The sequence below is a fragment of the Arthrobacter sp. UYNi723 genome, assembly GCF_054057635.1.
Genome location: NZ_JBSRZM010000044.1, coordinates 1 through 20,171, shown reverse-complemented (window position 1 = coordinate 20,171; position 20,171 = coordinate 1). Strand labels below are relative to the sequence as shown.

15 protein-coding genes and 1 pseudogene are annotated in these 20,171 nt (G+C 65.0%); 12 read left to right on the top strand and 4 right to left on the bottom strand.

The window, feature by feature from the left end; genetic code table 11:
* Positions 1 to 258 (top strand): M24 family metallopeptidase (locus tag ACVWY0_RS21210; protein WP_485838443.1); only part of this gene is annotated, 258 nt, incomplete at its 5' end.
* A gap of 71 nt (positions 259 to 329) precedes the next feature.
* Positions 330 to 1,151: an IclR family transcriptional regulator gene (locus ACVWY0_RS21205; RefSeq protein ID WP_485838446.1), complete on the top strand. Its 822-nt coding sequence runs from the start codon at positions 330 to 332 to the stop codon at positions 1,149 to 1,151.
* A gap of 225 nt (positions 1,152 to 1,376) precedes the next feature.
* Here ACVWY0_RS21205 and ACVWY0_RS21200 read toward each other — a convergent pair whose 3' ends face one another.
* Positions 1,377 to 2,531: a sugar phosphate isomerase/epimerase family protein gene (locus ACVWY0_RS21200; RefSeq protein WP_485838442.1), complete on the bottom strand. Its 1,155-nt coding sequence runs from the start codon at positions 2,529 to 2,531 to the stop codon at positions 1,377 to 1,379.
* Between the two features lie 298 nt (positions 2,532 to 2,829).
* Here ACVWY0_RS21200 and ACVWY0_RS21195 point away from each other — a divergent pair.
* Positions 2,830 to 3,720 (top strand): annotated as a pseudogene (locus ACVWY0_RS21195) (helix-turn-helix transcriptional regulator); the annotation flags it as partial.
* A 139-nt stretch (positions 3,721 to 3,859) separates the two neighbouring features.
* On the top strand, positions 3,860 to 4,669 hold the full coding sequence (locus tag ACVWY0_RS21190) for an IclR family transcriptional regulator (protein ID WP_485838441.1): 810 nt from the start codon (positions 3,860 to 3,862) through the stop codon (positions 4,667 to 4,669).
* A 58-nt stretch (positions 4,670 to 4,727) separates the two neighbouring features.
* Here ACVWY0_RS21190 and ACVWY0_RS21185 read toward each other — a convergent pair whose 3' ends face one another.
* Together ACVWY0_RS21185 and ACVWY0_RS21180 are read right to left on the bottom strand one after the other, a co-directional pair.
* Positions 4,728 to 5,864, bottom strand: a complete 1,137-nt coding sequence (locus ACVWY0_RS21185; protein WP_485838440.1) for an aromatic ring-hydroxylating oxygenase subunit alpha — start codon at positions 5,862 to 5,864, stop codon at positions 4,728 to 4,730.
* A gap of 50 nt (positions 5,865 to 5,914) precedes the next feature.
* Complete coding sequence (locus tag ACVWY0_RS21180; protein ID WP_485838439.1) at positions 5,915 to 7,165, bottom strand: NAD(P)/FAD-dependent oxidoreductase; 1,251 nt, start codon at positions 7,163 to 7,165, stop codon at positions 5,915 to 5,917.
* Between the two features lie 234 nt (positions 7,166 to 7,399).
* On the opposite strand from ACVWY0_RS21180, the gene ACVWY0_RS21175 reads away from it, so the two are divergent.
* The 8 genes from ACVWY0_RS21175 (at position 7,400) to ACVWY0_RS21140 (ending at position 18,748) form a co-directional block, all read left to right on the top strand.
* Positions 7,400 to 7,750 carry a bifunctional 3-phenylpropionate/cinnamic acid dioxygenase ferredoxin subunit gene (locus ACVWY0_RS21175; protein WP_160675681.1) on the top strand — a complete coding sequence of 117 codons (351 nt, stop codon included), beginning with the start codon at positions 7,400 to 7,402 and terminating at the stop codon, positions 7,748 to 7,750.
* 110 nt (positions 7,751 to 7,860) lie between these two features.
* Positions 7,861 to 8,760 (top strand): formyltetrahydrofolate deformylase, encoded by a 900-nt coding sequence (gene purU, locus ACVWY0_RS21170; RefSeq protein WP_485838445.1) that lies wholly within the window; start codon positions 7,861 to 7,863, stop codon positions 8,758 to 8,760.
* Between the two features lie 66 nt (positions 8,761 to 8,826).
* Positions 8,827 to 11,322: a GcvT family protein gene (locus ACVWY0_RS21165; protein ID WP_485838438.1), complete on the top strand. Its 2,496-nt coding sequence runs from the start codon at positions 8,827 to 8,829 to the stop codon at positions 11,320 to 11,322.
* Between the two features lie 60 nt (positions 11,323 to 11,382).
* Positions 11,383 to 13,080 (top strand): choline dehydrogenase, encoded by a 1,698-nt coding sequence (betA, locus tag ACVWY0_RS21160; protein ID WP_485838437.1) that lies wholly within the window; start codon positions 11,383 to 11,385, stop codon positions 13,078 to 13,080.
* 38 nt (positions 13,081 to 13,118) lie between these two features.
* Positions 13,119 to 14,630 (top strand): aldehyde dehydrogenase family protein, encoded by a 1,512-nt coding sequence (locus tag ACVWY0_RS21155; RefSeq protein ID WP_485838444.1) that lies wholly within the window; start codon positions 13,119 to 13,121, stop codon positions 14,628 to 14,630.
* A complete protein-coding gene (locus ACVWY0_RS21150; RefSeq protein ID WP_485838436.1) occupies positions 14,627 to 15,661 on the top strand; it encodes a quaternary amine ABC transporter ATP-binding protein in 1,035 nt (344 codons plus the stop codon). The genes ACVWY0_RS21155 and ACVWY0_RS21150 overlap by 4 nt, the downstream gene beginning before the upstream one ends.
* Complete coding sequence (locus ACVWY0_RS21145; protein ID WP_485838435.1) at positions 15,661 to 17,694, top strand: ABC transporter permease; 2,034 nt, start codon at positions 15,661 to 15,663, stop codon at positions 17,692 to 17,694. Before ACVWY0_RS21150 ends, ACVWY0_RS21145 begins: the two co-directional genes overlap by 1 nt.
* A gap of 76 nt (positions 17,695 to 17,770) precedes the next feature.
* A complete protein-coding gene (locus ACVWY0_RS21140) occupies positions 17,771 to 18,748 on the top strand; it encodes an ABC transporter substrate-binding protein (RefSeq protein ID WP_485838434.1) in 978 nt (325 codons plus the stop codon).
* A 622-nt stretch (positions 18,749 to 19,370) separates the two neighbouring features.
* Here ACVWY0_RS21140 and ACVWY0_RS21135 read toward each other — a convergent pair.
* A partial coding sequence (locus ACVWY0_RS21135; protein ID WP_485838433.1) for a molybdopterin dinucleotide binding domain-containing protein occupies positions 19,371 to 20,171 on the bottom strand: 801 nt, incomplete at its 5' end.

Sequence of the window (20,171 nt, the reverse complement as noted above, 5' to 3'; positions counted from 1 at the left end):
ACGTTCGGCTACGGACACTCCTTCGGCGTCCTCAGCCACTACTACGGCCGCGAAGCCGGGCTGGAGCTCCGCGAGGACATCGACACCGTGCTGGAACCGGGCATGGTGGTCTCCATGGAACCCATGATTACCGTCCTGGATGGCCAGCCGGGTGCCGGCGGCTACCGCGAACACGACATCCTGGTAGTGGGCGACGACGGCGCCGAAAACATCACCAAGTTCCCGTTCGGCCCCGAGTACAACATCATCGGAGCCTGACTCTGCCGATTTTCGCGCACGGGAGCGGCGCCGCACCAGGCGGCGCCGCCTTCCGGCTCTAATAGGGAATGATGGGTAGCACCATGAGCGCAACAAAACCCAGTGACACCATAGGCAACGGCGATGCCAAAGGCGCCTCGGTCATCGTCAACGCGATTGCCGTCCTGAGGTCATTCACGGCTGACGAACCGCTCCTTGGCGTCACGGAGATCGCCAACCGGGTGGGCCTGCATAAGAGCACGGTGTCACGGATCCTCGCCACTTTCGAACAGGAACACCTCGTGGAGCGGGACGCGGAAACGCGCCGTTTCCGCCTTGGACTGGGCCTGATCGCGGTCGCCGGCCCGTTACTGGCCGAACTGGAGGAACGGCGCGTCGCCTATCCGGTCTTACAGGAACTCACCGAACAGACCGGCGAAACCAGCGCACTCATGGTGTGGAATGGTAGCGAGTCAATGTGTGTGGAACAGATCGCCAGCCATCACCAGATAAAACACACCACCCCGCTCGGCGCCCGCTACAGGGACGCCATGAGCTCCTCCGTGCAGGTCTTCCTCGCGCAGGAACCGGAAGAACGTGTCCGTACCCTCCTGCGCAGCGGGGCCATCACCTATGCAGGGTTGGATGAGTCCAGCCTGGATGCCTACATGGTCCGGCTCAAGGACGACGCCCGACGCGGCTGGGCCATAAACTACGGCGAATCCTCCATTGACGAAGTGGGGGTCTCGGCACCCGTCTACGGCCACCGGGGCGACGTAGTGGCCGCAGTCCTGATCCCTGCGCCGAGGTTCCGCGTCTCCCAGGACCGCCTGCAGGCACTAGGCGAATCCTGCGCCAGCGCAGCCCAGAAAGTCACCGCACGCCTGGGCGGAAGGGGGATCCGTTCGCTATGAGAGCGGGATCGGGCCCCGAGTCGGAGTGAACTATCTCACTGCGTGCAAGCTTTTGATTTAGAGCCGAGGCGATCTCAGACTCAGCTTCTGGCAGCGCTTTGATGGCCACCATGGCGGTCCGCATCTGACGGCAGCCTTCCAAGGATTTGTCACCCCGGCGTAATCCCCCTCCGGAGCGGTCGAGCGCCCTTGCCGTGAGGAATGAAACACTCTTGTAACCGATTTTCAAGCGCCGATAACGAATTCTGTGTACAGCTGGTTGCATGAGACAACTTTGGCGACCGCTTTGTCGCTTGATCTTGTTGTCGAAACGCCCCCACGAGCGCCTGATTGACGGAACGTCCGCCCAGTGAATGAAAACACCGCTGCAATCCTTCGCCCCGGATTGACCGGCGGTTGGTCGTTGTATTCACTCAGCCACGGCAGACGAACCCGCTTCCGCGGGAGCTGGTGATATGCGGGCAGGCGCTCAGTGCCAGGGGGTGACTCCTGGCGCGTTGGGGTTCCGACTGACCGACCCAGGACAGCTCGAAACGCGACCAGAGCTTCGGACAGCCCTGGCAGTTCCGGGTGCCAAGCCTTTTCCCACTCCAGCGAGATCCACTGCGAGTCGCCTTCGGCTGTCTGCGCCTCGATCAGTTCAAGAATCCGCCGCAACGGTATATCTCCGGCTCCGGGCAGGGTCATCTTCAGCTCACCGGTCGGCCGATCCATGGTTGCATCCTTGAACTGGACGTATTCAAACCGCTTCCCAAGGCTATGAAGTGTTTCGGCCGCACCTTCGCCTGACCGCCATGGATGCATAACGTCCCAGATGGCCCCAACAGGAGCCTGTGCTCCAACAGGGGCGAGGATCCTGGCAATATCGGCACCTCGTGGATGCGAATCGTGGGTCTCTAATAGCAGCTTTACCCCCAGCCGCTCAGCAACACGAGCAGCCGCAGCCAAACGCGTCGAGCCTCTCACTTCTAGCTCTTTCAGCGCTCCTGCACGGGCTTCCGCTGTAGGTTCGGTTCCAGCGCCCGGGAAAACCCTCACAGCTTCAGCGCCAACGTCTGCGGCCAGCTCCAGTGAGGTGCGGAGCTGGCCTAGCACCACGTCATCCGGTCCCGGTTGGCATATTTTGATGTAGCTGCCCAGACTCAGTACGGAGAGTCCCGCGCGTGAGACTGAGCCGCGCACCTGTTCTCGTGCGGAACGCTCCATGTTTCGGCTGACGATACCGTCGTCGTGGATCCTCAGCTCCAGTCCGTCGATGCAATGCTCGCGGGCAAGAGCTATCACCTGCTCCAGGCCGGCCTCAGGACAACCCAAGGTTGAAAATGCAGTACGCATGTAACTCCCTTGAATCGCGCGGCGGTTGAGTTCATTGTTGAACATCTTGGGGTCCGCGCGCTACTTCTTTATTCCTCCTCTCACCCTGCCGTTGAGTAGCTCCAATGCAGAGTTCCGGCAATGACGGCGGAACCCCGACGGACTGAGGAGACCAAATGATGACCCCGGAATTTTCCCGAAGATCTGCCCTCAAGGGCGCAGGAGGAGCGGCCCTATCGGGCCTGCTCCTGGCTTTCTTTCACGGGCCTGATCATGGCGGGCTGGCGCCCCTGACCCGAGCAACACAGGCTCTCGCTGACCGTTCAACAGTTCCGATTGCGCTGGCCACGCCGAGGCAGAACGGATGCTCCGCTACCTCTGGAAGCTGGCGGCCGAGCGCATCCGGGAAAAGGTGGCCGATGCGCCGCCGTCGTACGTCATCGAATCCCGCGCGGCGTCGGCCGAGCGCGTCAGGGTGACCGCCGAACTGGTGGACCACCACTCCACCACCCTCGAAACCCTGCTCGCCGCGCTGAGGTCGCCCGCGCTGAGTGACGACGCGGCGCGGAAGTCCGCCACCGACGTCGCGGCCAAGGCCCTGGTGGGACTCCGCACGCTCAACGACCGCACCGCGGAACTGGTGGAGGAGCCGGTCACAACGGCGTTCCAGCGCCTCCGCGAGGACCTGAAACCGCTGATGAACTTCAGCGGCATCGACGTCCAGTTCATCGAACCTCCCGTCAACGGCCGCGCCCTGCCCGGCGAGGTGGCCCACGCGGCCCGGGCAATTGTCCGCGGCTTGGTCCTGGCCATGGTGGACCAGGCGAGAGTCCGCCGGATCCGCACGCAGTGGGATTACGACGGCGAGAACCTCCTGGTCAACGTCCGCGACGACGGCGCCGGCGAACTGTCCGCGACGGCACCCGCCATGGCCCGGCTCGCCCAGCGCGTCGAAGCCCTGGACGGCAGCATGTCGGTGGATGTGATGCCCGGCTGGGGTGCCGACGTCGCGGTTTCCCTCCCGCTCGACCCGCCGGCCCGGCCGCTGGCCGACGTCTCCGACTGGAAGCTGGGGGAGCGCGAACTGGAGGTCCTCCAGCTGCTGGCCGCCAGCCAGCGCAACCGGGCCATCGCCGCGAAACTGCACATCAGCGAGAACACGGTGAAGTTCCACCTCCGCAACATCTACCGGAAGGTGGGCGCCTCATCCCGCACCGAAGCGATCGCGATGGCCCACAGCAACGGTCTGCGCTGACTTCTAGGCGCGTAACGCAATACCGGCTCCCACGCGTCTGGCGGCATAGGATCGAAAGCGTGGAACCAACCGAGAGGACGCTACAGGCGGCCTCGCGGCGGGCACGCAAGCCGCCGCACACTACTTGAGAGTATGGATCATGGCTTCGAACAATGGCCCCGAATCAGACGTCGATGCGGAGGCCGGCCAGCACGGCGGCGTCCAGTCAGTGGACCGGGCCCTGGCGGTCCTGGAGATCCTGGCGCGCGACGGCCACGCCGGCGTGAGCGACATCGCCGAGGAGATGGGCATCCACAAGTCCACCGTCTCCCGGCTGCTTGGTTCGCTGGTGAGCAGGGAAATGGTCCACCAGAACAGCGAGCGCGGAAAGTACCAGCTGGGCTTTGGCATCCTGCGGCTGGCAAGCTCCATCCCCGGGCGGCTCAGCCTGGTCCGTGAGGCCCGGCCCGTGCTGGAAAGCCTGGCCGAGGAATTCAAGGAGACAGTGAACCTCGCGGTCCTGCGCTCCAACTACGCCGTCAACGTGGACCAGGCCATGGGGCCGTCAACCCTTGCCACGTACGACTGGGTGGGCAGCCTGACGCCGCTCCACGCGACGTCGAGCGGGAAGGTCCTGCTGGCGGCGCTCTCGGCTGATGAGCGGGACCGGATCCTGAAGGAGACCGGGCTGCCTGCCCGGACCCCGCGGAGCATCACCAACCGGCACAAGCTCGAAACCCAGCTGCTCGACGTCGCCCGCGACGGCTACGGGGTGGTGCGGGAGGAGTTTGAGATAGGGCTCAACTCGATGGCCGTGCCCGTGTACAACCATGTGGGTGCGGTCATCGGTGCGGTCAGCATCTCCGGCCCGGCCTTCCGCTTTGATCCGGAAACGGCGCCGGGACTCCTCGAGGCGCTGAAACAGGCCGGACTGCAGATCAGCGCCAAGATGGGTTACTCCCGGCGGTAAAACTGATGGAGCCCGTCGAAACCAGGGTTTCGGCGGGCTCCATCAGCGGAAACAGGGCCTAATGGCCGGGCGTGGCGTCCCCCACCTTCTGCTGTACCCAGTCGTGGAACGCGCCGATGTGGTGCTCGCTCGGGACCAGCACGCCACCCTTGGCATAGACCTTTGAGCCCATGGCTGGCTGGCAGCGCTCGCAGGCGTCGAAATCCTGCTCGTTGACTCGGTGGAAAAGTTCCACCGAGGCGCTGACATCCTTGCCGCTTTCCACAACGCTGGGAAGGTACAGCCAGTCGCATTCAACGATGGTGTGGTCAGCGGCCATGGGAAACATGCGGTGGATGATCACGTGGTCCGGAACCAGGTTTACGAAGACCGTCGGCTTGATGGTTACCGCGTAGTAGCGGCGGTCCTGGTCCTCGCCTACGCCCGGAATCCGGTCCAGACCTTCGGAGCCGTCGATGGTGAAGCCCTTAATGTCCTCGCCAAATTCGGCGCCGTGGCCCACGAAGTACTGGGCGGCCAGGCCGTCAGCAAATTCAGGCAGCACCTCCGTGAGTTCGGGGTGGATGGTGGCGCAGTGGTAGCACTCCATGAAGTTCTCGATGATGAGCTTCCAGTTGGCCTTGACGTCGTACTTAATGCGGCGGCCCAGGCTCAGATTGGCGATGTCATAGTCCTCCACCGCGCGCAGGTCCCCGAGCCGTTCCTCGATGGCGCCCATGACATCCGCTTCGAACGACGGCGGCTCGTCGGCAAGGCAGACCCACACATACCCGAGGTACTCGCGGATGTGGACCTTCACGAGCCCGTACTCGTCCCGGTCGATGTCCGGCATCTTGGTCAGGTTGGGAGCCGCAATGAGCTTGCCTTCAAAGTCGTAGGTCCAGGCGTGGTAGGGGCACTGGAAGGAGCGCGCAGCTTCGCCTTGCTCCTCCATGCACAGCTTGACGCCGCGGTGCCGGCACACGTTGTAGAAGGCGCGGATGCCGCCCTTGCGGGTGCGGCTGATCAGCACGCTCTCCCGCCCGATCTGGACTGTCCGCCAGGCGCCGGGCTTGTCCAGGTCGGCCGAGCGGATGGCGCAGAACCACATCTGCTCGAAGATCCGCTCCTGCTCGGCGCGGAAGATCTCTTCGCTGACGTAGGCCTGGCCCGGGAGCGTGGGGATCAGGCTGGGCGTGAAGACTTCGGTGGTCATTCTTACTCCTTTGCGGTGACTGACGTCGGGGTTTGGAAGGTGTATCGGGATTAGGCGAAACTGGCGGATGCTGCCAGCGCAGGCTGGGCAGCGGTGGTCTGGGCCGGAGGGGCGTGCATAGCTGCGGCTCGTGCGGCGTTCAGTTGCCGCCGCCACTTGGTGAAGAGGCGGGGCTGGTTGGCGCCAAGGACGGCTACAGGCTGGCCGCCGCGGTAATAGACGGCCAAGAAACTGTGAGCCGCGGGATCTCCGGCCTCAATGTCCACCCTGTCGGCGTCGCGGGCGTGACCGGCGAACTGGATCCTGACGTTGTACTGGTCGGACCAGAAATACGGCAGGTTCAGCGGCTGACGGGCGGCCCCGGGGTCCAGGAGCGCCGTAACGGCGAGCGGTGGGCGCTCCACGGCGCCGCTCCAGTGCTCCACGCGGCGGTACTTTCCGGACTCTTCGTCCAGCCATGCAGCACAGTCGCCGACGGCGACCACGCCCGGCACGTTGGTCCGGCCCATCGGATCGCACAGGACGCCGTCGCCGAGCTCGATGCCGGAGCCGGCAAGCCAGGCCGTGTTGGGCACGGCCCCGATTGCGACCAGCACGACGTCGGCTGGCACGTAGCGGCCGTCCGCGAGGCGCAGTCCAGTGACAACTCCCTCGCCGCTGTAATAGGACTCGATGGCCGCGTCACAAATCAGCTCCACCCCGTTAATTCCATGTAACGCGGCCAGGGTTCCCGCCATCTCCGCACCCAGAGGGCGGCCGAGCGGAACGGCGCCCGAGCAGACGACGGTGACTTCAACCCCGAGGGCGCAGGCGGTGGAGGCCACCTCGGCGCCGATGAAACCGGCGCCGACGATGACGAGCCTGGTCCCCGGCACCAGTTCGGGAGCCAGGTCCTGCGCGTCGTCCACGGTCCGCAGGGTAAAGACGTTCGCCAGCCCGGCGAGTTCAGGCAGCGTCCGCGCGGATGACCCCGTGGCGATGACCACGCCGTCGGCTTTTATTTCCGTGCCGTCGTTGAGTGTTAACGTCCGGGTCTCGGCATCCAGGCTGCGGGCCGCTGATCCCAGCAGCCACTCGGCCTGGAGCGGATCTCCGCCTTGACGTTCTTCTGGCGTCTCCAGGAGAAGGTGTTCCGGACTGATTTTTCCCGCCAGGAAATCCTTGGACAGGGGCGGCCTGTCGTAGGGCCGCTGCGGTTCGTCACCGATCAGGATGAGCCTTCCGGCGAAGCCTTGGGCACGTGCGGCACGTGCGGCCGAGATTCCCGCCAAGGACGCCCCCACTATTGCCAGTGTCTGCATGGCCGCCTTCCCGTTACACGAATGCAACAAATTGCGTATGACGCAACAACGTTCTGTATGCGAGACAGCGTGACGCAGACCATAAGGGGGTGTCAAGGGTTCGTTTTGTTAAGCGGGACCCCCTTGACAAGGCGGAGTGGCATAGATCACTCTGTTGCGTATTGTGATCGGCGTTGATGATGGCACAACCCGCTGGCCGGGCTGACCCCATCAACTGGGAAAGAGGTTTATCAGATGCACATCGCCTGCCCACTCACCGCATTGGCCCCCGGAGACGCAGTCCGTCTCGACACGTCCCCACCAATCGCTGTCTTCCACACAGAGGACGGCGAGCTCTTCGCCCTGGACGACACCTGCACCCATCAGGACGCGTCGCTCGCAGACGGGTGGGTGGAAGGCTGCGAGGTGGAATGCCCCCTTCACGCATCCAAATTCAATCTCCGCACGGGCGAAGTGGACGCCCCGCCGGCCAAGCTGCCGGTGCGAGTCCACAAGGTCTCCGTGGTGGACGGCCAGATCATGGTCGAGGAATCCAGCGAGGCACCCAATCTTCCACCGGGCCTGACCGTCAACGGCCACGTCTAGGCACCATCAGGCAGTACTCCATTTCAAGCTAAGAGGTGAAGTTCTTGACCCTACAACTGAGCTACGAGCTGCAGGAACGGACCCGTTTCGCGGCCCCCGTCGGGCAGAAACTGGCGGGATCCGGGCAGCAGGCGACGCCGTTCGTCCTCACCGTTGCCTGTCCCGAGCGCCGTGGGATCGTCCACGCCGTGTCCAGCTTCCTCGCGATGCGCGGCTTCGACATCGCCGAGCACCAGCAGTTCGACGACCACGTCAGCAATACCCTCTTCCTGCGCACCGCCTTCACCGGCACGCTGGCAGGAACTGCTGGCAATCGTGCCGGCAGCGCCGCCAGCACGGCCGATTCCCTTGCGGCCGACTTCGCGGAGATCGCCGGCGAGTTCGGTATGTCCTACAGCTTCCACGACGACAGGCCGCAGCGCATCCTGGTGATGGTCTCCAAGTTCGGCCACTGCCTCAATGACCTCATTTTCCGCTGGCGCGCCGGGAGCCTGGGGGCGGACATCGCCGCCGTCGTCTCCAACCATGAGGACCTGCGCCCGATGGCGGAAACAGCAGGGCTTCCCTTCGTCCACGTACCCGTAACGGCGTCCACCAAACCGCAGGCGGAGTCCCGGCTCCTGGAACTCGTGGACGAATACGACGCGGACCTTGTGGTGCTGGCCCGCTACATGCAGGTGCTCTCCGACGGCCTCTGCCGGGAACTCCACGGCCGGGCCATCAACATCCACCATTCTTTCCTGCCCGGATTCAAAGGGGCCAAGCCCTACCACCAGGCCTATGAACGCGGCGTGAAGGTGGTCGGGGCCACTGCCCACTACGTCACCGGCGACCTCGACGAAGGTCCCATCATCGAGCAGGAAGTCTTCCGGGTGGACCACGGCGTGGACCCGGATTCCCTGGTAACGGCAGGCCGTGACGCCGAAGCGATCGCCCTCTCCCGCGCGGTGAAGTGGCATTGCCAACACCGCGTCCTCCTCAACGGCTCCCGGACCGTCGTTTTCCGCTAGAGCCACACCGCTGGCCCCCAAGGGCCGCTTCCATGCACGCAGTAAGTCACGAACAGGAGCTTCCGTATGAGCGCTACACCCCGCGTCGTCATCATCGGCGCCGGCATTGTCGGTGCGAATCTGGCAGACGAGTTGGCCACCCGAGGCTGGACCAGCGTCACCGTACTGGATCAGGGACCGCTCAACCTCGCCGGCGGCTCCACGTCGCACGCGCCCGGCCTGGTGTTCCAGACCAACCCGTCCAAGACAATGATGCAGTTCGCCGCCTACACCGTGGACAAGCTCCTCTCCCTGAGCGACGAGGGTGTCTCCTGCTTCAACCAGGTGGGCGGCCTGGAGATCGCCACCACCCCCGAACGGCTTGAGGACCTCAAGCGGAAGCTCGGCTACGCAACCTCATGGGGCATCGAGGGCAGGATCATCGACCCCGACGAGTGCAGCAAGCACTATCCGCTGCTGAATCCCGACATGGCCCTCGGCGGCCTCTACGTCCCGTCCGACGGCCTCGCGTCCGCAGCCCGCGCCGTTCAGTTGCTCATCCGCAAGGCCACGGCCGCCGGCGTCACGTTCATCGGATCAACCCCGGTGACCGGGATCGAGCAGGCCGGCGGAAAGGTCACCGGTGTCCAGACTCCCGACGGCGTGGTCCCGGCGGACATCGTGGTCTCCTGCGCCGGCTTCTGGGGCCCCAAGATCGGCGCGATGGCTGGCATGGCCGTGCCGCTGCTGCCGCTGGCCCACCAGTATGTCAAGACCACGACGGTGCCGGAACTCGTGGGCGCCAACCCCCTGGACCCCTCTAACGGCGCCCGCATGCCCATTCTCCGGCACCAGGACAAGGACCTCTATTTCCGTGAGCACGGAGACAGGATCGGAATCGGCTCCTATGCCCACCGCCCCATGCCCGTGGACCTGGACCAGCTGCCGGAGGTGGCACCAGGGCAGATGTCCGAGCACCGCATGCCTTCCCGGCTCGAATTCACCGAGGAGGATTTCCTCCCCTGCTGGGAGGACAGCCGGCAACTGCTGCCCGCCCTCCGCGGCGCGGAGATCGCCGACGGCTTCAACGGAATCTTCTCCTTCACCCCGGACGGCGGACCACTCATCGGCCAGGCGCCGGAGCTTGACGGGTTCTACGTCGCGGAGGCGGTCTGGGTGACGCATTCGGCGGGCGTCGCACGTGCGCTAGCCGAACTGCTGATCGAGGGCCAGTCCCGCATCCCGCTTCACGAGTGCGAAGTCTCGCGATTCGAGGCCGCGCAGACCGCCGAGAGCTACGTCAGTGAGACCTCACAGCAGAACTTCGTTGAGATCTACGACATCCTGCACCCGCTGCAGCCGCGCGAATCACCCCGGGACCTGCGCGTCAGCCCGTTCAACTGCCGGCAGAAGGAACTGGGAGCGTTCTTCCTCGAGGCCGGCGGCTGGGAGCGCCCGCACTGGTTCGAGGCCAACCGCCCGCTCCTGGACGAGCTGCCGGCTGAATGGAAGGCGCCCGAACGCGGCCCCTGGGCCGCAATGTTCAGCTCCCCCATTTCCGCCGCCGAGGCATGGAAGACGCGCACCGCCGTCGCGCTTTACGACATGACGGCACTCAAGCGGCTGGAAGTCTCGGGTCCCGGCGCGCTGGCCTTGCTGCAGCGCCTCAGCGCCGGGCAGATCGACAAGAAGCCCGGCGCCGTTACCTACTGCCTTCTGTTGAACGACGACGGCGGCATCCGTAGTGATATCACGATCGCACGGCTCACGGAGACCACGTTCCAAGTAGGCGCCAACGGCAACATCGACTTCGACTACTTCACCCGGGAGGCCCGCAAGCAGACAGCTGATGATGTCAGCCAGTGGGTCCAGATCCGCGACATTACGGGATCCACCTGCTGCATCGGGCTCTGGGGGCCGCTGGCACGCGAAGTTATTGCTAAGGTCAGCACCGATGATTTCACCAATGACGGTCTTCGTTACTTCCGTACCAAGCAGGTGCGGATCGGCGGCATCCCCGTGACGGCCATGCGGCTGTCCTATGTGGGCGAGCTGGGCTGGGAGCTGTACACCACCGCCGAACACGGACTGAAGCTGTGGGACCTCCTCTTCGAGGCCGGCCAGGAACAGGGCATTATCGCCGCCGGCCGTGGCGCCTTCAACAGTCTCCGGTTAGAAAAGGGATACCGGCTCTGGGGGACGGACATGACGCCCGAACACGAGCCTTACCAGGCAGGCCTGGGCTTCTCGATCGCCAAGAACAAGGACTCCTTCGTGGGTGCCGAAGCCCTCGCCGAACGCCGCGCGCAACCGGCTGCCATGCAGCTGCGCTGCCTGACGGTCGACGACGGCACTTCGGTGGTGCTGGGCAAGGAACCCGTGTATTTCAAGGGCGAAGCCGCCGGTTACGTGACCAGCGCGGCCTACGGCTACACGGTGAAGCGGCCGATTGCCTACGCCTGGCTCCCGGCCAGCACCTCCGAAGGCGATGCCGTGGAAATCGAATACTTCGGCACCCGGGTCGCCGCAACTGTGTCAGCCGAGCCGCTGGTGGACCCGGGCATGGAACGCCTGCGCGGCTGAACCGAAGCCATCCAGGCCCTTCAACACGACTCCAGACCACGCCCCAAGGAGATTTACCTGATGACGAACGAGAGCTACGACTACGTGATTGTAGGCGGCGGAAGCGCCGGATCCGTCCTGGCGGACAGGCTAAGCGCGGACGGGACGCACACCGTGCTGGTCCTTGAAGCGGGCCGCAGCGACTACCCGTGGGACCTTTTCATCCAGATGCCGGCGGCCCTGACCTTCCCTAGTGGCAACAGGTTCTACGACTGGCAATACGAATCCGACCCCGAACCCCGCATGCACGGCCGCAGGATCGCCCACGCCCGCGGCAAGGTGCTGGGCGGCTCCAGCTCGATCAACGGCATGATCTTCCAGCGCGGCAACCCCCTGGACTACGAACGCTGGGGAGCTGACGCCGGCATGGAAACCTGGGATTTCGCGCATTGCCTGCCCTACTTCAAGCGCATGGAAACCGCGCTCGCCGCAGCTCCGGACGATGAACTGCGCGGCCATGACGGACCCCTGGTCCTGGAGCGCGGGCCCGCCCGCAATCCCCTGTTCCAGGCCTTCTTCCGCGCCTCCGAGGAGGCGGGCCACAAGCGCACCGATGACGTCAACGGGTACCGGCAGGAGGGCTTCGGCCCGTTCGACCGAAACGTCCACAAGGGCCAGCGGCTCTCGGCGTCACGTGCCTATCTGCGCCCCAATAAGGGCCGGAAAAACCTGACGGTCCGCACCCGGGCGCTTGCGGCCAAGGTCAATTTCGACGGCACAACGGCCACAGGGGTCACCTACCGCCGGAACGGCCGGCTGCACACGGTCAACGCCAAGGAAGTGGTGCTGTGCGGCGGCGCGATCAATACGCCCCAGTTGCTGCAGCTCTCCGGCGTGGGGGATTCCGCGCTCCTGTTGTCGCTGGGCATCAAGCCCGTGGTGGACCTGCCGGGAGTCGGCGAAAACCTGCAGGACCACCTGGAAGTGTACGTCCAGCACTCCTGCACACAGCCCGTTTCGATGCAGCCGAACCTCAGCCTCTGGCGCTACCCGCTGATCGGACTCCAGTGGCTGCTCGGCCGCAAGGGCCCCGCAGCCACCAACCACTTCGAAGGAGGCGGGTTCGTCCGCTCCAACGAAGACGTCGCCTACCCCAACCTGATGTTCCACTTCCTGCCGGTGGCTGTGCGCTACGACGGCCAGAAAGCCGACGCCAAGCACGGGTATCAGGTCCACGTGGGCCCCATGTACTCCGACGCCAGAGGTAGCCTGAAGATCACGTCCACGGACCCCGCCGCGCACCCGTCCATGCAGTTCAACTACCTGTCCACGGACCAGGATCGGCGCGAATGGGTGGAGGCCATCCGGGTCACCCGCGACATCCTCTCCCAGCCGGCCCTCGCGCCCTACAGTGGCGGCGAACTCTCGCCCGGCCCCTCCGTCCAGACGGACGAGGAGATCCTCGACTGGGTGGCCCGGGATGCCGAAACGGCGCTCCACCCCTCCTGCACCGCCAAGATAGGCCCGGCCTCCGACCCCCTGGCGGTGGTGGATCCGCTCACCATGAAGGTCCACGGCACCTCGGGGCTCCGCGTGGCGGATGCCTCCGCTATGCCCTACGTGACGAACGGCAACATCTACGCCCCGGTAATGATGCTCGCCGAAAAGGCCGCGGACCTCATCCTGGGTCGTACGCCGCTGGCACCCGAGCACGCGGACTTCTACCGGCACGAATCCGCAGTGGCTCCCGAAGCCGCACCAATCCTGGGTCGCTCATGAGCGGCGTTCAGCTTGCCGGGATCGACAGCCGGACCGTGATGGACCAGGATGCGGCGCCGGTACGCGGCCTCTTCATGGACGGCCGGTGGAGCGAATCCGGCGCCGGGAAAACGCGGGTCATCACATGCCCGGCGGACGGTGAAAAAGTCGCCGAGGTCGCCGAATCCACGGCCGCCGATGCCGAGGCCGCGGTTGCCAGCGCCCGCAGGGCTTTCGACGGCGGCGCGTGGCCCGGCACCAGCGAGAAGGAACGCGGACAGGTCCTGCTCCGCACCGCCGAACTGCTGGAACGCGACAAGGCGCTCTACGCCCGGGCCGAAGCCCTCGACACAGGCAAACGCTACGTCGAAGCGGAATACGACATCGACGATATCGCCGCCTGCTTCAGGTACTACGGTGGCATCGCCGGAACGGACGCCGGCCGCGTGATCGATACCGGGATACCAGACACCATCAGCCGGGTGGTCCACGCCCCTGTGGGTGTGTGCGGGCTCATCACGCCATGGAACTACCCCCTCCTGCAGGCGTCCTGGAAGGTGGCCCCGGCCTTGTTGGCCGGCAATACCTTCGTCCTGAAACCCAGTGAGCTGACTCCCTCCACCTCCATCCTGCTGATGGATACGCTCCTTGAGGCCGGGCTGCCGGCCGGGGTCGCCAACCTCGTCACAGGCACCGGTCCCGACGTCGGCGCAGTCCTGAGCGAAAGCCCGGACGTTGACCTGGTCTCGTTCACCGGTGGCCTGGCCACCGGGATCAACATCATGAAGTCCGCGGCCAACACGGTGAAGCGGGTTGCCTTGGAACTGGGCGGGAAGAATCCGAACATCGTTTTCGCCGATGCCGACCGCGAGTCAGCCCTGGACAACGCCCTCACGGCGGTGTTCCTGCACTCGGGGCAGGTCTGCTCGGCCGGCACGAGGCTCATCATCGAGGAATCAATCCACGACGACTTCGTGGCCGAACTCGTGCGCCGGGCAGAGTCCATCCGGCTCGGCGGCCCCTTCGACGAGCTCGCGGAGACCGGCCCGCTGATCTCGGCTGCACACCGCGACAAGGTCCACGCCTACGTCCAGGCCGGCATCGACGAAGGAGCCACGCTTCTGTGCGGCGGCTATATCCCCGACACCGGTGCGATGGCACTCGGCAGCTACTACCCTCCCACCGTCCTGGACGGTTGCCACACCTCCATGGACGTAGTCCAGGATGAGTCGTTCGGACCAGTCCTGACCGTGGAGACCTTCCGCACCGAGCAGGAAGCCATCAAGCTGGCCAACGACACGGCCTACGGGCTGGCCGGCGCCGTCTGGACGCAGGACGGGTCGCGGGCGCAGCGCGTGGCCGGGGCCCTCCGCCACGGCACCGTGTGGATCAACGACTACCACCCCTACGTTCCCCAGGCAGAGTGGGGCGGATTCGGCAAGTCCGGAAACGGCCGCGAACTGGGGCTCCAAGGTCTGGCAGAGTACCGCGAAACCAAGCACATCTGGCAAAACATCAATCCCAAGCCCAGCCACTGGTTCGAGCCCCCACAGGCAGGAGTACAGCAATGAACAGCCCCGACATCTCAGTGCGCAACCTCTGGAAGGTCTTCGGACCCGGGGGCGATAAGATCCCCAACAATCCAGAGCTCTCGGCTCTCAACTCCGCGGAGCTGCTGGAACGCACCGGCTGCGTGGCAGCCGTCCGCGACCTGTGCTTCGACGTGGCCAAGGGCGAGGTCTTTGTGGTCATGGGACTTTCCGGATCCGGCAAATCCACCCTGATCCGCTGTCTGACCCGGTTGATCGAACCCACATCAGGGCAGGTCCTGGTGGACGGGAAGGACGTCCTGCAGGCAGGCGTCGCCGAGCTCCGCGAACTGCGCCGGCGGAAGATGTCCATGGTGTTCCAGCACTTCGGCCTCCTTCCCCACCGCACCGTGCTGGACAACGTCTCCTACGGGCTGCAGATCCGCGGGGCGGCCAAGAACGAACGCTACGCCAGGGCGCGGGAAATCATCGAGCTGGTTGGCCTGAAAGGCTACGAACAGCACTACCCCGACCAGCTTTCAGGGGGAATGCAGCAGCGCGTCGGCCTGGGCCGGGCCCTGGCCGGCGATCCGGACACCATCCTCTTCGACGAACCGTTCTCCGCGCTGGATCCGCTGATCCGCCGGGACATGCAGGCGGAAGTCATCCGGCTGCACAAGGACATGGGCAAGACCATGGTGTTCGTGACCCATGACCTGTCCGAGGCGCTCAAGCTCGGGGACCGCATCCTGATCATGCGCAACGGCGAGATGGTCCAGTGCGGTACTGGGGACGCCCTGGTGGGGTCCCCGGCGGACAAGTATATTGAGGATTTTGTGTCCGAGGTCCCACGCGCGGATGTCCTGACCCTGAAATGGATCACCCGGCCCGTGGCGGCCGGAACGCCGGGAGACGCGCCGGTCCTCAGTTCCCGGATGATCATCCGGGATGCCATAGCGGCGGTCATGCACTCCTCCTGCCCCGTCCTGGTGGAAGATGGCGGCAGGATTACGGGGCAGATCGACCGCGACAGCATCCTGTCGGTGCTGCAGCCCGCGGAAGCAGCGGCCTAATGTCTACCCTCGTCCGAGATCGGGCAACGGTGCAACCCACGCCCGACCCCGTCCGTGAACCGCGCCGCAGGCCGAGCCGCCGCACCATCCTGCTGGGAGGCGCCGCCGTTGTCTGGATCCTGGGATTCCTTGTCCTGCGCGGAACCTCCACCCTGACCTTGCCCGCCTCAGAGCTGACGGACCTGCACCGGTCCCTGAACCAGTTCAACGCATGGGTAGCAGCGAACCGCGCAGACAACCCTGTCTTCCTGTACGTCTTCACTCCCTTGCGTGCCGCCGTCGACGCCGTGGCCAACCTGTTCATCACCACCTTTGCCGCGAGTTCCACGGGCCTGCGCCTGCCGGAGATCGGCTGGCTCGGAACCGTAGGCCTGCTGGGTTGGATCGCCTTCGCGATCGGCAACGCGCGGGTCGCGTTGCTGACTGTCGCCGTCTTTACGTTCTTCGGCCTCCAGGGCCTGTTCCTCGAAGCCACCTACACGTTCGCCCTGGTCCTCACGGCCGTGCTGCTGACCCTTCTGGCCGGGATCCCGCTCGGCGTTCTGGCCGGCGTCTACGGCCGGGTTGCCAAGGTGATCACGCCCGTGCTGGACTTCATGCAGACCCTGCCGACATTCGTGTACCTGGCCCCGCTTGCCCTGGTCTTCCTCATCGGCCCGGCGTCGGCCGTCATAGCCACCGTGATCTACGCTGCACCGCCCGTGATCCGGCTGACAGCACACGGCATCCGCGCCATCCCGGAGAACACCCGTGAAGCCTCCGATTCGCTGGGCACAACGGGCCTGCAGCGGCTGGTCACCCTGCAGCTTCCCATGGCCCGGCGGACCATCGTCATGGGAATCAACCAGAGCACCATGGCGGCTCTGTCCATGGTCACCATAGCGGCGCTGATCGCGGCGCCCGGGCTTGGCCAGGTGGTGGTACGGGCGCTGCAATCGCTCGACGTCGGCACAGCTGTCAACGCCGGGCTCTCCATCGTCCTGCTCGCGATCGTGCTGGACCGGGTCACCACCGCCGCCAGCCGCCGCGCAGACCCGGGGACGGCCCGGAACCGCAGGGTTTCCCGCAGGACCAGGTACATCCTCCTCGGCATCACCCTGGTGCTGGCAATGGCCATGGTGCAGTTCTCCCGGACCATGCTGTGGGCAGCAGCGTTCCCCAAGGATCTCAACATCGGTCCGGTCATCGTCCAAGCGGTGGCCTCAGCCAGCCAGTGGATGCAGAGCAACCTGTCGTTGTTCACGGTGTCCTTCCGGGAAGCCGTCACCACCGGAATCCTCAACCCGTTCCAGTCCTTGCTGACGGACACACCCTTCTACATCCTCGTCGCCGTCATCGCCATTGCGGCCTACGCGCTGGGCGGATGGAAGCTCGCTGCCCTGACCACGGCCTGCCTGGGCGTGATCATCTACCTCGGCCTCTGGAGCGACTCCATGGTCACCCTTGCCGGAACCCTGGTGGCCACCGCAGTTGTCATGGTCCTGGGCGTCATCTTCGGGGTGGCCATGGGCCGGTCCGAGCGGGTGGACCAGGTCATGCGGCCCCTACTTGATGCGGGCCAGACGATGCCCGCCTTTGTGTATCTTGTGCCGTTCCTTGGCCTCTTCGGAGCCACGCGCTTCACCGCGATCATCGCAGGCATCATCTATGCCGCCCCAGTAGCCATCAAGATCACCGCCGACGGCATCGCAGCGATTTCCCCCACCGTGGTCGAAGCCGCAGTTGCCAGCGGTTCAACGCCCTGGCAAGTCATTACCAAAGTCCAGCTTCCGATGGCCAGGCAGACGCTGGCCCTCGCTGCCAACCAGGGGCTGATCTACGTCCTGGCCATGGTGGTGGTTGGTGCACTTGTGGGCGCAGGCGGCCTCGGGTACGACGTCGTCGCCGGCTTTGTCCAAAGCGCGCTCTTCGGCAAGGGCCTCGCCGCGGGCCTTGCAATTGTCTTCCTCGGCATCCTGCTGGACAGGATGACCCAGGCTGCCGCAGCCACCCCGGTGCGGAAAATCCCCTCACCCAAATCCCCATCAACCTAACCGCATGTAACCGTCCTGTGCCTGGCGCAGGGCATGGAGGACCCCCACGCATTTCCCCCCAACAAGGAGACCAAAGATGAAAAAAGCTGGACTGCTGTTGAAACGAACTGTCCCGGCGGTGGCAGGAGCCGCTGCCGCCGCCCTACTGCTGGCAGGCTGCGGCGGCGCCTCGGTGAACCAGGTGGCTGCTGCCACCGGTGCTGCCGAGGCGCCCTGCGGAAGTGTTAATGTCGCGATGAACGCTTGGGTGGGGTATACGGCCAATGCCGCTGTGTACAGCTACGTGGCGGAGAACAAGCTTGGCTGCACCGTGGTCCAGAAGGACCTTAACGAGCAGATCTCCTGGCAGGGCTTTGCCTCAGGCGAAGTGGACGTGGTGATCGAAAACTGGGGGCATGAGGATCTGGCCAAGCAATACATCACGGAGCAGAAAGTCGCTGTCGACGCCGGCCCTACCGGCAATGAAGGACATATCGGCTGGTACGTACCGCCGTGGATGGCAGAAAAGTACCCGGACATCACCGACAGCAAGAACCTGAACAAGTACGCTTCAATGTTCGCAACATCCGAATCCGGCGGAAAAGGCCAGCTCCTGGACGGCGACCCGGCCTTCGTCACCAATGACGAGGCGCTGGTCAAAAACCTCAACCTCGACTACAAGGTGGTTTTCTCTGGTTCGGAAGCGGCGCTGATCCAGTCGTTCCGGACGGCGGAGCAGAACAAGACGCCGTTGCTCGGCTACTTCTACGAGCCGCAGTGGTTCCTGTCCGAAGTTCCACTCAAGAAGGTCAATCTGCCGGAGTGGACCGAAGGCTGCGACGCCGAGCCCGAGAAGGTGGCCTGCGACTACCCGACCTACACGCTGAACAAGATCATTTCCAAGAAGTTCGAGGACAGCGGCTCACCTGCAGCCAAACTGGCCAAGGCCTTCAAATGGACCAACGAGGATCAAAACTCCGTGGCCACAGACATCCAGGGCGGCATGACGCCCGAGGCCGCGGCCAAGAAGTGGGTGGACGCGAATCAGCAGGTTGTAGATTCCTGGCTCAACTAAGCACGACCGTACCGGGCCAGGAAAAGTCACCCACCCAGGGAGATCCGTGGGTGGGTGACTTGTTTCCCCCACGCGTCGGTTTCGCGCTGCAGTCGCTGGGTGATCAGTTCGACCGGCGGGACATGCGGGTGCCGACCTGGAGCCGGTCGCCGGGCCAGCTGGAGGCCTCCCGAGAGTCTTCGAGGGCTCGGCCAGGGCACGGGACAGGGAGTACACCTTCCACGAATGCTTCAGGTAGTGGAGGGCCCGCCTCCGGTACCCCGGGCTTTGCCTCAGCAGCTGGACTGCGGCGCGCGAACCTCCACATCACCAACGCGCCCATGGCGGGCGGCCGGATCACCATCGACGTTTCCGGTTCCGCCCGTCCCTCGCGGGCGTTTTCCATAATGCGGAATGCTTCTACCGCATGCAGGAATGTGACTCAGATTAGAGTTTGGGATCCCAAAGGTTCAGGGGATTTCGCGGAAACGGATTGTGACCGGTTTTGTAGGCAGCAGCTGGCCAGTGGCCGGGTCGGGATTGGTACCAAAAAAGCGACGGCGACACTCCGGACCTGCCGGAATGTCGCCGTCGTTCCCGGCTCACGTATTCACTTGGATGGGCCAGCAGCATGCGGTGGGAGCTATCCCGCCGGCGCCGCTCCTGCGGAGGCATCAGCAGCGTGCGGCACGAACCGCACGAACATTGCTTTGAATCCGGGGGTGTTGGATTCGCGGGCCACGTTTTCCTTGTGGACCAGGGCGTTGGCTTCGGGGAAGTACGCGGCGGCGCAGCCCTTCGCCGTGGGGTAGGCGACCAGCCGGAATTTGTCCGCCTGCCGGTCGTGGCCGCGGAAGGTGCTGACCACGTCCACGAGGTCCCGGTCCTGGAAGCCCAACTCGGCCAGGTCCTCGGGGTGCACCAGGATCACGCGGCGGCCGCCCGAGATGCCGCGGTAGCGGTCGTCGAGGCCGTAGAAGGTGGTGTTGTACTGGTCGTGGCTGCGGATGGTCTGCAGTACCAGGTGCCCGTCCGGCGGGGTGAGGTATTCGAGCGGGCTGACGGTGAAGCGGCCGCGCCCGATGTCCGTCTTGAACGAGCGGGTGTCCCGTGGCGGGTTGGGCAGCACAAAGCCGTTCCTGGTCCGGATCCGCGCGTTGAAGTCCTCAAATCCGGGCAGGACGCGGGAGATGTGGTCACGGACCACGTCGTAGTCCGCGGCCATCGCCTTCCAGGCCACATGGTGGTCCGGCCCGAAGGTCGCTTCTGCCATCCGCGCGACGATCACCGGTTCGGCGAGCAGGTGTTCGGATACCGGCTGCAGCCTGCCCTGGGTGGAGTGGACCACGGACATGGAGTCCTCCACGGACAGGAACTGCGCGCCCTTGGGGTGCTTGTCGTCCTTGTCGGTCCGCCCCAGCGTGGGCAGGATCAGCGACGTGCG

What these genes read in the sequence shown, in the direction of transcription:
- ACVWY0_RS21205 (WP_485838446.1), top strand. Translation starts at nt 330, where the DNA reads ATGGGTAGCACCATGAGCGCAACAAAACCCAGTGACACCATAGGCAAC.
- ACVWY0_RS21200 (WP_485838442.1), bottom strand. Translation starts at nt 2,531, where the DNA reads ATGTTCAACAATGAACTCAACCGCCGCGCGATTCAAGGGAGTTACATG.
- ACVWY0_RS21190 (WP_485838441.1), top strand. Translation starts at nt 3,860, where the DNA reads ATGGCTTCGAACAATGGCCCCGAATCAGACGTCGATGCGGAGGCCGGC.
- ACVWY0_RS21185 (WP_485838440.1), bottom strand. Translation starts at nt 5,864, where the DNA reads ATGACCACCGAAGTCTTCACGCCCAGCCTGATCCCCACGCTCCCGGGC.
- ACVWY0_RS21180 (WP_485838439.1), bottom strand. Translation starts at nt 7,165, where the DNA reads ATGCAGACACTGGCAATAGTGGGGGCGTCCTTGGCGGGAATCTCGGCC.
- ACVWY0_RS21175 (WP_160675681.1), top strand. Translation starts at nt 7,400, where the DNA reads ATGCACATCGCCTGCCCACTCACCGCATTGGCCCCCGGAGACGCAGTC.
- ACVWY0_RS21165 (WP_485838438.1), top strand. Translation starts at nt 8,827, where the DNA reads ATGAGCGCTACACCCCGCGTCGTCATCATCGGCGCCGGCATTGTCGGT.
- betA (WP_485838437.1), top strand. Translation starts at nt 11,383, where the DNA reads ATGACGAACGAGAGCTACGACTACGTGATTGTAGGCGGCGGAAGCGCC.
- ACVWY0_RS21155 (WP_485838444.1), top strand. Translation starts at nt 13,119, where the DNA reads ATGGACCAGGATGCGGCGCCGGTACGCGGCCTCTTCATGGACGGCCGG.
- ACVWY0_RS21150 (WP_485838436.1), top strand. Translation starts at nt 14,627, where the DNA reads ATGAACAGCCCCGACATCTCAGTGCGCAACCTCTGGAAGGTCTTCGGA.
- ACVWY0_RS21145 (WP_485838435.1), top strand. Translation starts at nt 15,661, where the DNA reads ATGTCTACCCTCGTCCGAGATCGGGCAACGGTGCAACCCACGCCCGAC.
- ACVWY0_RS21140 (WP_485838434.1), top strand. Translation starts at nt 17,771, where the DNA reads ATGAAAAAAGCTGGACTGCTGTTGAAACGAACTGTCCCGGCGGTGGCA.